Source organism: Pseudomonas sp. NFPP07 (genome assembly GCF_900115645.1).
Classification (GTDB): Bacteria; Pseudomonadota; Gammaproteobacteria; order Pseudomonadales; family Pseudomonadaceae; genus Aquipseudomonas; species Aquipseudomonas chlororaphis.
The window spans coordinates 273505-287603 of the sequence record NZ_FOXG01000012.1 but is presented as its reverse complement, the minus strand read 5'-3'; the positions used below and the strand labels follow the sequence as shown (position 1 = coordinate 287603).

General features: G+C 61.8%; 11 protein-coding genes and 1 pseudogene. 6 read left to right on the top strand and 6 right to left on the bottom strand.

Annotated elements, in window-relative coordinates; translation table 11 throughout:
* The 5 genes and pseudogenes from BM019_RS28155 to BM019_RS28135 form a co-directional block, all read right to left on the bottom strand.
* Nucleotides 1-244, bottom strand: a pseudogene (locus tag BM019_RS28155) (IS30 family transposase); the annotation flags it as partial.
* A gap of 73 nt (nt 245-317) precedes the next feature.
* Nucleotides 318-554 (bottom strand): hypothetical protein, encoded by a 237-nt coding sequence (locus BM019_RS28150; protein WP_175510750.1) that lies wholly within the window; start codon nt 552-554, stop codon nt 318-320.
* Nucleotides 555-717: 163 nt separating this feature from the next.
* Nucleotides 718-1041 carry a hypothetical protein gene (locus BM019_RS28145; RefSeq protein WP_169834595.1) on the bottom strand — a complete coding sequence of 108 codons (324 nt, stop codon included), beginning with the start codon at nt 1039-1041 and terminating at the stop codon, nt 718-720.
* A 158-nt stretch (nt 1042-1199) separates the two neighbouring features.
* Nucleotides 1200-1472, bottom strand: coding sequence for a hypothetical protein (locus BM019_RS28140; protein ID WP_009044552.1), 273 nt, complete (start codon nt 1470-1472; stop codon nt 1200-1202).
* Between the two features lie 108 nt (nt 1473-1580).
* Nucleotides 1581-3152 (bottom strand): L,D-transpeptidase family protein, encoded by a 1572-nt coding sequence (locus tag BM019_RS28135; protein ID WP_092422023.1) that lies wholly within the window; start codon nt 3150-3152, stop codon nt 1581-1583.
* Between the two features lie 141 nt (nt 3153-3293).
* Here BM019_RS28135 and BM019_RS28130 point away from each other — a divergent pair, with 141 nt between their 5' ends.
* A complete protein-coding gene (locus tag BM019_RS28130) occupies nt 3294-4007 on the top strand; it encodes a murein L,D-transpeptidase catalytic domain family protein (protein WP_092422002.1) in 714 nt (237 codons plus the stop codon).
* Between the two features lie 12 nt (nt 4008-4019).
* Here the strand turns inward: BM019_RS28130 and BM019_RS28125 are convergent, their stop codons facing one another.
* A complete protein-coding gene (locus tag BM019_RS28125) occupies nt 4020-5378 on the bottom strand; it encodes a response regulator c-di-GMP phosphodiesterase, NosR family (protein ID WP_009044555.1) in 1359 nt (452 codons plus the stop codon).
* 213 nt (nt 5379-5591) lie between these two features.
* Here BM019_RS28125 and BM019_RS28120 point away from each other — a divergent pair, with 213 nt between their 5' ends.
* Genes BM019_RS28120 through BM019_RS28100 form a run of 5 tightly spaced genes read left to right on the top strand, consistent with a single transcriptional unit; the run spans nt 5592 to nt 13924 of the window.
* Complete coding sequence (locus tag BM019_RS28120; protein ID WP_092421999.1) at nt 5592-7868, top strand: GGDEF/EAL domain-containing response regulator; 2277 nt, start codon at nt 5592-5594, stop codon at nt 7866-7868.
* A complete protein-coding gene (locus BM019_RS28115; protein ID WP_092421996.1) occupies nt 7865-9733 on the top strand; it encodes a putative bifunctional diguanylate cyclase/phosphodiesterase in 1869 nt (622 codons plus the stop codon). Before BM019_RS28120 ends, BM019_RS28115 begins: the two co-directional genes overlap by 4 nt.
* Before the next feature lie 26 nt (nt 9734-9759).
* On the top strand, nt 9760-10713 hold the full coding sequence (locus tag BM019_RS28110; protein WP_092421993.1) for a cytochrome-c peroxidase: 954 nt from the start codon (nt 9760-9762) through the stop codon (nt 10711-10713).
* Nucleotides 10710-12521, top strand: a complete 1812-nt coding sequence (locus BM019_RS28105) for a DAHL domain-containing protein (RefSeq protein ID WP_092421990.1) — start codon at nt 10710-10712, stop codon at nt 12519-12521. Before BM019_RS28110 ends, BM019_RS28105 begins: the two co-directional genes overlap by 4 nt.
* Entirely contained in the window at nt 12518-13924 is a 1407-nt protein-coding gene (locus tag BM019_RS28100; RefSeq protein WP_092421987.1) for an ATP-binding protein, read from the top strand. Before BM019_RS28105 ends, BM019_RS28100 begins: the two co-directional genes overlap by 4 nt.
* Nucleotides 13925-14099: the final 175 nt, after the last annotated feature.

Here is a 14099-nt window from a genome sequence, read left to right as displayed (position 1 = left end):
GGATCGAGTTACCTGCCACCACTGCACGCGAAATCTCTTCGCGCTCAGCCAACGTCAGAGCCAATCTGGACCTGCGGCGTACAGCGGGTCTGATACCGCCTGTTTCCGCCAAGATGCGCTGTATCGATGAATGGTTTCGATCAAATAGTTGGGCTATGTGCTGGAGAGAGTCGCCTTTCTGCCAGTGATCCCACATCAGTTTTTTCTGGCTTTCGGTGTAATAGATCCGAGGTCTCTGCTTCATCTGCAACACTCCTTCTGCTTACACAGAATTTAGTTGTGTTGCATCGACCGGTTGAATCCACAGGCATTACCGGTCATTGAACCTTCTGCCCGTTGCCAATCTTCTTGGCCCTGTCGATCCCCCACTCAAACGCATCCTCCATGTCCAGGCCATCCGGGGCCAGGTCGTTGTCTTCGACGATAACGCTGCCGTCCGGCGTGTAGATGCCGATGAACATCTTGAGCGAGCCATCTCTGAGGATCTCTGATCGCACCTTGATCTTGCATCCATTCGAAAGCGTTTCACTGTGATTCAAATGACGCTCAGTCATGGCCGCATCCCTCAGTAAATGAAGTTCGAGTAAGGCACAGCCCATTGATTCACGCCAGTCGGTGGCCACTCCCCGTCAAGGGTTAGAGACGACAGGTCCGATTTTGCGAAGGCAATAAAAAGCCCCGCACAGTGGCGAGGCCGTTTTCGTATCTGTCAGCGCTTCAGCCGGCAGGTTTCAGTGGCGCCGGGGCCGCCATGACATAACGGGACATCAGGTAAGCCACCAGCCCGCCCAACCCCGCGCCCGCCGCATCGGCCAGAAACAGCGCCAGTTGAGAGGCCGAATGCTGGTAGACCCTGCACATCGCCACCCAGGCGTTTTCCATGAAGCCGGAAGCCCAGTCCCAACCGCAGGGGTAGACCATCAAGAAGGCCAGCCCGGCGAGGGTGATCCATCCGGACAACCTGGACGGAGTCTGCGAGAAGACGAACCGGGCCAACTGGCAGATACCGACAAAAAGCCAGGCCGCCAGCATGCTTCTCATGAATTGGTCGAATAACTCGAAAAAGGCCATGGCGCCCTACGCTGAAAAATCACCGAGCGATAATAGCCATTCGTGTCGCCATAAAAAACCCGGCGCAGCGGCCGGGTTTTCATCAATCGCGTAGCGGTGCCCGTAGGCGGCCCCAGCGCCAGCCTTCCTTAACGTCCAGCGGCCTGGCAAGCTCCTGCACCCTCTTCCCCTGCTCCACCTGCGACCTGGACCAGGGCTTCCAGCAAGGCCTCGGTGTGGTTGATCGATTCCCGGATCTCATCGAAGGCATCCTCCAGATCGCGCACCTTCGCTGTCGCCAAAGCGCCGCACAGGGCTTCCTGGATCTGGAACTCATCCTGCTTGAATTGCAGGACATTGGCCCGCAGGCCTTCGATACGAAGGGACAGCTGCGAGATGTGATGACGGCGACGCTGAACCATTTCCAATTCTCCTTCATGGCCCTCTTACTTATTCAGATCGTCGCGCGCCGACAGATGTTCAGCGGTTCCTGACCAAAGGCACAGCGTGCCATGCCAGTGGCCAAGCCCTCAAAGCTTGCTGTCCAGCGCCACCAGCAAGGCCGCGTCCCGTCCGTAGATGTCCGGGGCATAGGACAGCTGGCCATGGCTGTCGGCTTGCGCCGTCCAGTATGTGAGCAGGATCGGTACCGGCGTCGATAGCCTGAACTCATGAGTGAGCCCTGTGCTCAGCAATTCGTCGGTGCGCACCCGTTCCGCCGGGCTCACCAGCAGATCGCGCAGCTGCAACGCATGCTCGACCCGCACGCAGCCCGAACTGAAGGCCCTTGGCCCCTTGTTGAACAGCGCCTGGCTGGGCGTGTCGTGCAGGTACACCGAGAACGGGTTGGGGAAGCGGATCGCCATCTGCCCCAGCGGGTTTCTCGGTCCGGCGTCCTGGCGCAGAAGGATATTGCCGGGGTTGTCCCAGTCGATATCTTCCACCGCCAGGGGATGCCCTTCGCTGTCGAGCACCTGCAGGTTCTGCCGATTGAGGAAGGACTGGTCGCGGCGAATTTCCGGCAGCTTGTCTTCGCGGAAAATGGTCGGTGGCACCGTCCAGGTCGGGTTCAGGGTCAGGCGCGTGACCTGGGATTTCAGCAAGGGCGTCTGGCGCTCGGCACGCCCCACCTGGGTCCGGGTCTGCCACACCGGTACGCCGTCCTGATAGACGATCAACTGCGCCGCGGCCAGGTTGACCAGCAGGCTGTCGGGCTCCATGTCCTGCGCCAGCCAGCGAAAGCGTTCGAGGTTGATGCGCAGCTGTTCGCGGCGCATCTGCGGGCTGATGTTCAGTTCATTCAAGGTCCCCGCGCCGATCACCCCATCGGCTTGCAGCGAATGGCTGAGCTGGAAGCTTTTCACCGCACTCACCAGCTCGTCGTTGTAAAGGGTACCGCCCTCGTTGGCGAGGGCGCTCAGGTACCCCTCCTTGAACAGCCGTTGCGCCAATTCCGGCACTCGCGCGTCCTGCATCTGCGGACGCAGCAGCGGCCCGCTGGGAAGGGGCTGCCAATGGGGCAACGCCAGCTGGCGCTGCTGGGCATACAGCTGGCGCAGGTTCTGATATTGCTCGAGGCTCGGCCGCGCCAGCGCGAAGGCCGCCGGAATGTCCTGCAGGCCGGGCCCGGCGATGGCGAGCACCTGCGCCTGGCGATCCAGCTGCAAGGGATGGGCGTGCCACATCGGCTCGAAACGGGCCTGCGACAGACGGCCGTAATGCAGGTCGTGCAGGGCCTGCAGGTAATGCTGGCTGAAGCTCAGGTCGGTGCACAGCGCGTCGCCCGCGAGCGCACTGGCCGGCGAACGGTAGTCGGCCGGGTCCAGGCCATCGTCGGCCAGTTGCTGCAACTGGGCCTGCAACGCCTCCAAACGTGCGCTGGACGACCAGAGCGGCTGGTCACCCTGCTGCTGGTAAAAAGCCTGTAACAGGCTCTGGGCGGGAATGTCCAGGTGCACCGCCAACCCCGGACAGGCATCGGACAATCGAGTGAAGACCTGTTGCACAGGGTTCTCATGATCGACCGGTACATCCTGAGCGGTCGCGACCAACGGCGCAGCGAGCAGGAAAAGGCTCAAGTAACATGCGTGTTTTTTGAACAACTGCTTTACTCCAATCATGGCCATCATTGTGATGGTCAACCTCGGCAGTGGCTGCGAAAAATCATCCAACCACCTGTAACCAGAACTGCCAGGAGAGCGACAGGACGTCAGGAGCCAAAGTGACTGTGGGGACACTCTAGAATGCTGACCTTCTTACGCCGGCTCTGCCTGGCAATGACCACCCTAGGCGCGATCTGCAACCCCGCGCTCGCCGCCAACAACACGACCCCGCTGCTTTACAACAGCCTCGCCCACGCCGCACCAGAACTCAATCCCCAAGTGCTGAAAAGTGCCTTGAGCGCCATGCAATGCGCAGTCAACAGCGGCGCCAGGCAGGCCCGGCACCTGGCGGTCATCGACTATTCGCAACCTTCCACCGCCCGCCGCCTGTGGATCTTCGACTTGAATAAAAGAACCCTGGTGCTGCGCGACCTGGTCGCCCACGGGCAGAAATCCGGGGAAAACTTCGCCACCCAGTTTTCCAATCGCATGGGCAGCTTCCAGTCCAGCCTCGGCCTGTTCCGCACCCAGGAAAGTTATGAAGGCAGCCACGGTTATTCGCTGCGCATGGATGGCCTGGAGCCAGGTTTCAATGACCTCGCCCGCGATCGGGATATCGTGATTCACGCGGCCGACTATGTGAGCCCCCTGTGGAGCCGGCGCCAAGGGCGCATCGGCCGCAGCCTGGGTTGCCCGGCCGTGCGTCCGCAGGTGGCGCGCCAGGTGATCGACCGCCTCAAGGACGGTCAGTTCATGTTTTCCTGGTACCCCGACCAGCGTTGGCTGAAATCCTCGCCCTACCTCAACTGCCAGCCACGCCAGGTGGCCAGCATTGTCGCCGCCAGCGGCGGTTAACCCGTTCGTCCCTCAACCGGCGGCCGAGGCCGCCGTTTCCGGCTCTTCGGGTATTTTGACGAAGATGCTGTATTTCGCCCCCTCCATCGCTTCGAAGGCGATGAGCTTGTCCACCAGCGGGCCGCTCAGCACCTTGCCGGCATTGAGCAGCAGCATGCCATTGTCGGCATTCAGGTTGCGCGCCAGGGTCATGCCGGCGGCCAGGTCGCGCGTAGCCAGGACCCTGACCGTCGGATCGGCCAGGGTGACATCGCTCTGATAAGCCGCGCAGACGCCGACGAAGTCCTCCACCAGGTCGGGGTCGTAGAGTTTGCCGGCGTATTTGCGAATGAACAGCAGAGCCTCATCGCTGTTCATCTGCCGTTCGAGTATCAGCCCGCGTTGCAGCTCGATGAAGTCCACGGCCAGCTTGAGCCAGCGCGAGCCCAGCGGAATGGCCTCGCCCTTGAGATGATCGGGAAAACCGCTGCCGTCCCAGCGTTCCTGGTGATGCAGGATGATGCGCGCCGCGTCCTTCATCGGCTCCAGGGTCATCAGCAGCGACTCGCTCTGCTTCGGGTAGGCCCGGTACAGGTCGCGCTCGTTGTGGTGCAGCAAGTCCGCGGGCGCGGTCATCATGCTGTCGGTCCAGCTCAGCTTGCCGATGTTGTACAGCGCGGCGGCCATGGTCATGTTGCGGCTGTCGGCTTCGTCCAGGCCATGGGTGATGCAATAGACGCGAATCAGCTCAATGATCTGCCGGTTGGTCTGCTTGGCCTTGGGCAAGCGCAGGTTGGCCAGCAGCGAAAACACCTCGGTACCGGTCACGTAGCTGCGCTTGAGCTCTTCATACGCCAGATCGAGCATGTCGGCGGTCTGTTGCAGCTCGGCGGTGCGCGCCGCTACATGCTTTTCCAGGGTCGAGTTGAGGGTTTTCAATTGCTCGTTCTGTTGCCGGGTCAGGGCTTCCAGACGCTGGCGCTCGCTTTCGGAATTGTGATGCGCCAGGGCCTGGCGCAGCGTCACCAGCATGTCCTCGTCGTTCCAGGGCTTGCTGATATACCGATGGATCTGCCCTTCGTTGATGGCCTTGGCGATCAAGGTCATGTCGGCATAACCAGTGAGCAGGATGCGCAGCGTCGATGGATAACGCTGATGGATATGGGCCAGCAAGGTCGCGCCGTCCATGCTCGGCATGCGGGCGTCACTCATGACCACGTCGACCGGCCGTTGTTCGAGGATCTCCAGGGCCTTGGCAGCGCTGTCGGCCAACAGGATGTCGTAAGGCTGGCTGCGTAACAGCCGACGAAGGCTATTGAGAATCGATTCCTCATCGTCGACCAGCAGTACCGTCGGTCTGTCCTGGGCTGCGCCTGCTGTATGTTCTTCCATGGTTCCCCCTCCCCTTTGACTTCGATCAGACCTGCCTTCTGGGACAGGCTAGATGACTTGTAGTGTTTCGGCATGAATTTGACGCCGGCCGATTAGCGCATACGGGGGAGCCTGACTATGCTCAAGGCCAAAATGGACCGTATGTTCAGAACGCAGGAAGGGAAGCCCGATGAGCTTATATACAAGGTGCCCGCACCGAGTTGGAGCACGCCGATGATGGCGTCGGCAGACCGGACCAACCGGCGAATTCTGATCGTCGACGACACGGCATCGATCCACGAGGATTTTCGCAAGATCCTCGCCTGCACGGATGCCCCCGAAGACGACCTCAGCGACGCCGAAGCCACCCTGTTCGGCACGCCTGTCAGTGCCTCGCTGGAGCATTTTTTCCTCGACTCGGCGTTTCAGGGCCGGGAGGCGCTGGACAAGGTGCAGGCAGCGCTGGATCACGATGCGCCTTATGCCATGGCGTTCATCGATATGCGCATGCCGCCCGGCTGGGACGGCCTGGAAACCATCGAGCGGCTGTGGCAGGTCGATCCCAAGCTGCAAATTGCCCTGTGCACCGCCTACTCCGACTATTCTTGGGAGGACATCGCCGAGCGCCTGCAACTGGGCGACCGCCTGCTGATCCTGAAAAAGCCCTTCGACGCCATCGAGATCCGCCAGATGGCCAGCGCCCTGACCGTCAAATGGCAGATGACCGAAGACGCCGAGCTGAAAATGGACCAGCTGGAACAGGCGGTCGAGGAACGCACCCGCGAGTTGGCCGACGCCAATATCATCGTGCAGAACAGCCCCACCATCCTCTATCGCCTGCGAGGCGAGCCATCGTTCACCCTGATGTACATTTCCCACAACATCACCAAGTTCGGCCATGTGGCGGCGCAACTGGTGGCCTCGGCCGACTGGGCCCAGACCCTGATCCACCCCGACGACCAGGGCAAGGTCAAGAACGCCATGCTGCGGATCCTCGATCGGGATGTGGCGGGAGCGTCCATCGAGTTCCGCATGCGCACCGGCGATGGTGCCTTTCGCTGGGTGGAAAACCGCTATATTCCGGTGCGCAACGACCAGGGCCAATTGGTCGAGGTGGAAGGGATCATCCTCGACATTACCGAACGCAAGCTGGCCGAAGAAAAAATGGCCCTGATGGCCCGCACCGACAGCCTGACCGGGATGGCCAACCGCGCCACCCTGATCGAGCGCCTGCACCAGGCATTCGCCGCGGCCCGACGGGGAGCCGCGCCCTTCGCGATGTTTTACCTGGACCTGGACCACTTCAAGCGCATCAACGACACCCTCGGCCACCCTATTGGTGACTTGCTGCTGCAGGAAGTGTCCCGGCGCATCAAGGCCTGCACCCGGGAAAACGATGTGGTGGCGCGCCTGGGCGGCGACGAATTCGCGATCCTGCAACTGGACGTCGACGAGGCCACGCATTGCGCTGCGCTGGCGACGAAAATCCGCGACACCCTGCTGCTCCCCTACTCCCTGGAAGGCAACGAGGTGCGCATCTCGGTGAGCATCGGCATCAGCCTCTACAGCCCGCAGACCCTGAGTGCCGATAGCCTGATGGCGCAGTCGGACATGGCGCTGTATCGCTCCAAGGACAAGGGCCGCAACCAGTTCCATTTCCACAGTGAGGAAATCAACCAGGAGGTCACGGAGCGGGTGACCCTGGCCAACGACCTGAAGCTGGCCCTGGAACGCGACGAACTGCACCTGCATTACCTGCCGGAAGTCGATCTAGGCACCGGCAGGATCCTCGGCATGGCGACCCAGGTTCGTTGGCTCCACCCCCGGCGCGGCTGGCTCGAGGCCGGGGATTTCATGCCCGCGGCCGAGAAGACCGGCATCGTCATCGCCCTCGGTCATTGGCTGCTGGACCAGGCCTGTCGGCAGATGCGCGCCTGGCGCGACCAGAACGTGGCACCGCCATTGATTGCGATCCATTTGTCCCTGGTCCAGCTCAAGACCGGCCCAGAACTGATCTACGACGTATTGCGCACCACCGCGCGCTGGGACCTGTGCCCGTGGGACCTGAGATTCGACGTGACCGAGGGCACCCTGGCCCAGACCAAGTGGACCCACAACGACATCCTGCCCAGGCTGTGCGAGCTGGGCGTGAAGATCGCCATCGACGATTTCGGCACCGAATACTCCTCGTTCGACTACCTCAAGACCTACAGGGTCAACCACCTCAAGCTTGCCCAGCGCTTTCTCGACAGCACCAGCAGCGACCCGGACAACGCCATGACCCTGCGGGCCATCCTCAACTTCGCCCGCGAGGTGGGCATCGGGGTCACCGCTGAAGGGGTGGAAACCCAGGAGCAGCGCACGACCTTGATATCCAGCGGCACGCCACTGGGGCACTCGCTCGGTACGGCGGTCGACAGCGACCAGGCTGGCGAACTGCTCAAGGCCAGGTCTGCTGCTATGGATGGCGGCAGCAGGTCGGCGGATCCGACGTCGGAGAATTTCAGGTGAGCCCGTTATCCGTGGTACCCAACCGGCGAATTCTGATCATCGACGACACACCGGCGATCCATCAGGACTTTCGCAAGATTCTCAGCCCCGAAGACGAAGGTTTGCTGGGCAGCACCGAAGCCTTGCTGTTCGGCGTCAACAGCAGGCCCCACCAGCACTTCCAGCTCGATTCCGCCTACCAGGGCGAAGAAGCCGTGGAACTGGTCAAGCGCGCCCAGGCCGAAGGCCGGCCGTATGCCCTGGCCTTTATCGACATGCGCATGCCGCCCGGCTGGGATGGCCTGCAGACCATCGAGCATCTGTGGAAAACCGATCCGCAGTTGCAGATCGCTTTATGCACCGCGTTCTCCGACTACTCATGGGAAGCCATGGCCGAACGTATCGAGTTCGGCGACCAGCTGTTGATCCTGAAAAAGCCGTTCGACAGCCTGGAGATCCGCCAGATGGCCAGTGCCCTGACCTGGAAATGGCAGCTGGCGCAGGACGTGGCAAGCAAGATGCGCAACCTGGAAACGACCATCGAGGAACGGGTCCAGGAACTGCTGAGCGTGTCGCACCTGCTGCATTACGATGTGCTTACCGGGCTGCCCAACAGCACCTTGCTGGGCGACCGCCTGACCCAGCATCTGTCCCAGTCCCGCCGCCATGACCGGAAGCTGGCGGTGATGTTCATCGGCCTGGACCGTTTCAAACGCATCAACAATGCACTCGGGCACCCGGCGGGAGACGAGATGCTCAAGCTCGTCGCCCAGAGCCTGGCAGCGACGGTGCGCGAGTCCGACTCGGTGTTTCGCTACGGTTCGGACGAGTTCGTGGTGATTCTCGGCGACATCCTGCACCCGCAGCAGACCCGAGGGGTGGCCGAAAAACTCCTGGCCGCCGTCAATACCCCCCACTCCGTGGCGGGCCACGACCTGACAGTCACCGCCAGCCTGGGCATCAGCATTTACCCCGACGACGGCGCCGATGCCGTAACGCTGATCAAAAACGCCGAGACCGCCATGCGCAACGTCAAGGATTGCGGCCCCAACGACTTCAGTTTTTTCATCGACGACATGAACCTGCGCGCGCGCCAGCAGCAAACCCTGGAAACCGGCCTGCGCCTGGCGTTGCAGCGCGAAGAGTTCGTCTTGCACTACCAGCCCAAGCTGGACCTGGCGCAGGGCACGGTGGTCGGTGCCGAAGCACTGGTGCGCTGGAACCGGCCCGGGCATGGCTGGGTGTTCCCCTCGGACTTCATCCCGGTGGCCGAAGACAGCGGGCTGATCGTCGCCCTCAGCCAATGGGTATTGCGCCAGGCCTGCCTACAATCCCAGGCTTGGCAAAAGCAGGGCCTGCCCACCATCTGCATGTCGGTGAACGTGTCGGCCATCGATTTTCGCCAGCGCGACTATGTCCAGCGCCTCGCCAGCACGCTGGCCGAGACCGGGCTCGACCCGACATTGCTGGAGCTGGAAATCACCGAAAGCGTGCTGATGCAGAACGTCGACGCCACCATTGCCACGCTCCGCGCCATCAAGCAGCTGGGCGTGCGCCTGGCCATCGACGACTTTGGCACCGGCTACTCGAGCCTGAGTTACCTGCAGAAATTCCCGGTCGACGTGTTGAAGATCGACCAGTCGTTCGTGCGTGACCTGGGCACCGACAGCAACGACGCGAAACTGGTCAGCAGCATTATCGACCTGGGCAAAAGCCTCAACCTGAGCATCATCGCCGAAGGGGTCGAGACCCTCGAACAGCTGGACTTCCTCAAGCTCCACCAGTGCGAGGAAGGCCAGGGTTTCTACTTCAGCAAGGCCGTGGAGCCCGACGCCTTCGCCCGCTTCCTGGTCGACTCCCAGCAGCCTCACCTGCCCCATCCATGAAGTTGTGCCTGGTAAGGATACCGACCATGTCGTCACTCGCATTGCTCCTTTCGGCCAGCCTGCTGCTCGCTCCAGGCGCCGCGGCCGCGCCATTGGAAGGACCGCTCAAGCCCCTCCCCGCAGCACCGGCGCTGGACAGCAAGCGGGTCGACCTGGGACGACGCCTGTTCAACGACCCGCGTCTGTCGGTGAATAACAGCCTGTCGTGCGCCAGTTGCCATCGCCTCGACAAAGGCGGTGCCGATACCGTTCCGCACTCCCTGGGTTTCGATGGCAAGCCCGTGGCGGTCAACACCCCGAGCGTGTTCAACGCCAGCCTGAACTTCCACCAGTTCTGGGACGGTCGGGCCGAAACCCTGGAAGACCAGGTGCACATCGTGGTGCAGAGTCCCAGTGAAATGGGCAGCGACTGGAAAGTCGTGATGCAGCGCATTGCCGACGACCCGGCCTATCGCACCGCCTTCGCCGACGCCTACCCCGACGCCGTGACCCAGAGCAATATCCAGGGTGCCCTGGCCGACTACGAGCGCACCCTGCTCAGTGCCAACTCGCGCTTCGACCAATACCTGGCGGGCAACACCGAGATCCTCGACATCGAGGAAAAGTACGGCTACCAGCGCTTCCAGGAATACGGCTGCATCGCCTGTCACCAGGGGGTGAATATCGGCGGCAACATGTTCCAGAAGTTCGGCGTGCTCGGCGACTACTTCGCGGCCCGGGGCAACCCCACCGAGGCCGACCTGGGACGGTTCAACGTCACGGGCGAAGAAGAAGACCGCAATGTGTTCAAGGTGCCGAGCCTGCGTAACGTCGCGGTTACCGCGCCGTACTTCCACGACGGTTCGCAAGCCACCCTCGAAGGCGCCGTGGCGGTGATGTTCAAGTACCAGCTGGGACGTACGCCGTCCGAGGAAGACAAACGCCTGATCGTCAAATTCCTCAAGACCCTGACCGGCGAATGGGAAGGCAAACCCTTATGAAAGTATCCCGTCGCGTAAGCATCCTGTTGCTGGCCGCCCTGGCGGTATTGATGGCTTCGATCCTGCTGTTTCTCTACCTCAAGTCCAGCTCCGACCAGACCGCGACCTACACCGAATCCCGCGACCTGATCCGCCAGATCAAACAGCAGGACTCGCTGTGGGAAAACGAAATACTCAAGGCCAGGGTGGCCATCACCCATAACTACGACCCACTGGTATCACCGCTGGGGGAAATGACGCGCCTGTGGCAGAAATTCGACTCGATGGAAGCGCAGAACCAGCGCGACGATTCGCCGCTATGGCGCAACGCCCATGACGGCTACCTGAACGCGATAAAGGAAAAGACCCGGTTGGTGGAACAGTTCAAGTCGCACAACGCCGTGCTGCGCAACTCCCTGGCCTTCCTGCCGACCGTCGAGGACGATATCCAGCTGGAGCTCGCCCAACTGCACGACGCGGACAAACTGCAGCTGCAGAACATCGCCACCGATACCTACGATCTGTTGCTCAGCAGCCTGGAATTCGCCCAGGTCACCTCCAACGACAGGGCCGCGGACATCCTGGTGGGCCTGAACAAGCTGGGGGTCAACAAGGAGCGCTTGCCCACGGAGTTCCATGAGCTGATCGATACCCTCAGCAACCACGTCGGGCTGATCCTGCGCGAGCAACCCAAGGTCAACCGCCTGCTGGAGGAAATCGAAGTGGTGCCGGTCGACGAGCGCCTGGACGACATCACCGTCCTGCTCAACCGCGACCAGCAACAGGCCGAGGTCGTCGACCAGCGATACCATTTCTACCTGCTGCTGTTTTCCGCGCTACTGGTGCTGCTATTGATCTGGCTGGGCATTCGCCTGATCCGCAGTTTTGCCGAGATCAACCGGATGAACCGTGCCCTGGTGGCCGCCAACGACGAACTCGAGCAACGGGTCGAAGAACGCACACGCCAGCTCAAGGATACCCAGAGCGAACTGCTCGACACCGCCCGCCAGGCCGGCATGGCGGAAATCGCCACCAATGTCCTGCACAACGTCGGCAACGTGCTCAACAGCGTGAACATCTCCGCCGACCTGGTCAGCCGCAAGCTGCGCAACAGCAAGGCCCAGGGGCTGGGCAAGGCGATGCAGTTGATCAACGAACACACGCAGGACCTGGGCAGCTTTCTCACCGAGGACGCAAAGGGCAAATTGCTGCCCGGCTACCTGAACCAGCTGGTCGAGGCTATCGACCTGGAACAGCAAGGCATGGCCGAGGAACTGAGCCAACTGAGCAAAAGCGTCGATCACATCAAGGACATCGTCGCTACCCAGCAATCCTATGCGGGTGCCAGCAGCCTGCTGGAACCGCTGTCGGTCAGCGAACTGCTCGAAGACGCGCTGCGCATGAACTCCGGCGCCCTCACCCGTCATCATGTGACGGTGCTCAAGGACTACGCCGACGTACCACTGATCATGGGCGACAAGCATCGCCTGCTGCTGATCCTGATCAACCTGATCAGCAACGCCAAGTACGCCATGTCCGACCTGTCCAAGCAGACGCGCAACATGACCCTGGCGGCAGCGGTGGTCGACGGCGAGACCTTGCAGATCAGCGTGCGCGACGAAGGCGAAGGCATCGCTCCGGAAAACATGACCCGCATCTTTACCCACGGCTTCACCACCCGCAAGGAAGGCCATGGGTTCGGCCTGCACAGTTGCGCCCTGGCGGCCATCGAGATGAATGGCCACCTGACCGCCCACAGCGACGGCCCGGGCAAAGGCGCGCTGTTCGTCCTGCAGATCCCCCTGATCACCGCCGAGGTTGAGGCATGAACAACCCGATAAACCGGCGCATTCTGCTGATCGACGACACCCCGGCGATCCACGACGACTTCCGCAAGATCCTCACGCCCAAGACCGGCGACAGCGCCGACCTCGATGCGATGGAAAGCGCGCTGTTCGGCAGTGCGCCAAAAACCACCGCCACGGTGTTCGAACTGGACTCGGCCTACGGTGGCCAGGAAGGCCTGGGCAAGCTGCTGGAGGCGGCGGGCAAGGGGCAACCCTATGCGTTGGCCTTCGTCGACATGCGCATGCCCGATGGCTGGGACGGCGCGCAAACCATCGAAGAGTTGTGGAAGCACGACCCACTGCTGCAAGTGGTGGTGTGCACCGCCTACTCCGACTATTCCTGGGACGAGTTGCTCGATCGCCTGAACGGCCACGACCGGCTGCTGATCCTGAAAAAGCCCTTCGACAATATCGAAGTCCAGCAGATGGCCAACACCCTCACCACCAAATGGGAAATGACCCTGCGCGCGCAGCTGCAGATGAGCGAGCTGGAAGAACGGGTGGAGCAACGTACCCTGGCGTTCAAGCAGGCCAGCGCCGCGCTGCAACGGGAAATCGACGAACGCAAGCTGCTGGAAAGCCAACTGGTGCAATCGGAAAAGCTCGCCTCCCTGGGCCAGTTGGCCGCCGGGGTCGCCCATGAAATCAACAACCCGATCGGCTTCATTTCCTCCAACCTCGGCGCCCTGGACAATTACTTCAAGCGCCTGCAGGAGATGCTCGAGGCTTACGGCAATGCCGAAACCGGGATCGGCGCCAGCGAGCTGCGCGATGGGCTGAAACAGCTGCGCACGGATATCGAGCTGGATTTTCTCCTCGAGGACATTCCGCTGCTGATCAAGGAGTCCAAGGACGGCATCGGTCGGGTCAGCCAGATCGTCAAGGATCTCAAGGACTTTTCCCGGGTCGATTCGACCCAGGAATGGCAATGGGCGAACCTGCAACAGGGCATCGACTCGACCCTGAACATCGTCGCCGCCGAGATCAAGTACAAGGCCGACGTGATCAAGGAGTACGCCGAGCTGCCGGAGGTCGAGTGCCTGCCTTCGCAGATCAACCAGGTGGTGATGAACCTGATCGTCAACGCTGCCCAGGCCATGGGCAACGAACGGGGCACCATTACCCTGCGCAACGGCGTCGAGGGCGAGAACGTGTGGATCGAAGTGGCCGACAATGGCTCGGGCATCCCGCCGGACAGCCTGCAGAAAATCTTCGACCCGTTTTTCACCACCAAGCCCGTGGGCCAGGGCACGGGGCTGGGGCTGTCGCTGTCCTACGGAATCGTCAAGAAACACCGCGGCGACATCTCGGTGCGCAGCGAGGTCGGTGTCGGCACCACCTTCCGCGTCGAGCTTCCCGTGCATCAGAGCAGAAAGGCCGGCTGAACGCCCCCGCGCTATCGCCTCTGTAGGAGCGAGGCTTGCTGGCGATCCAAGCGACGCGGTACGTCGGGGCATGCCGCGGGCCCGATCTCTTGTATGATGGCGCGCCTCAAGAATGGGTCGCCGATTTCGTCTTGCCAATGACCACCGGAGCACATCCGGCCTGACGCCTTCAGGG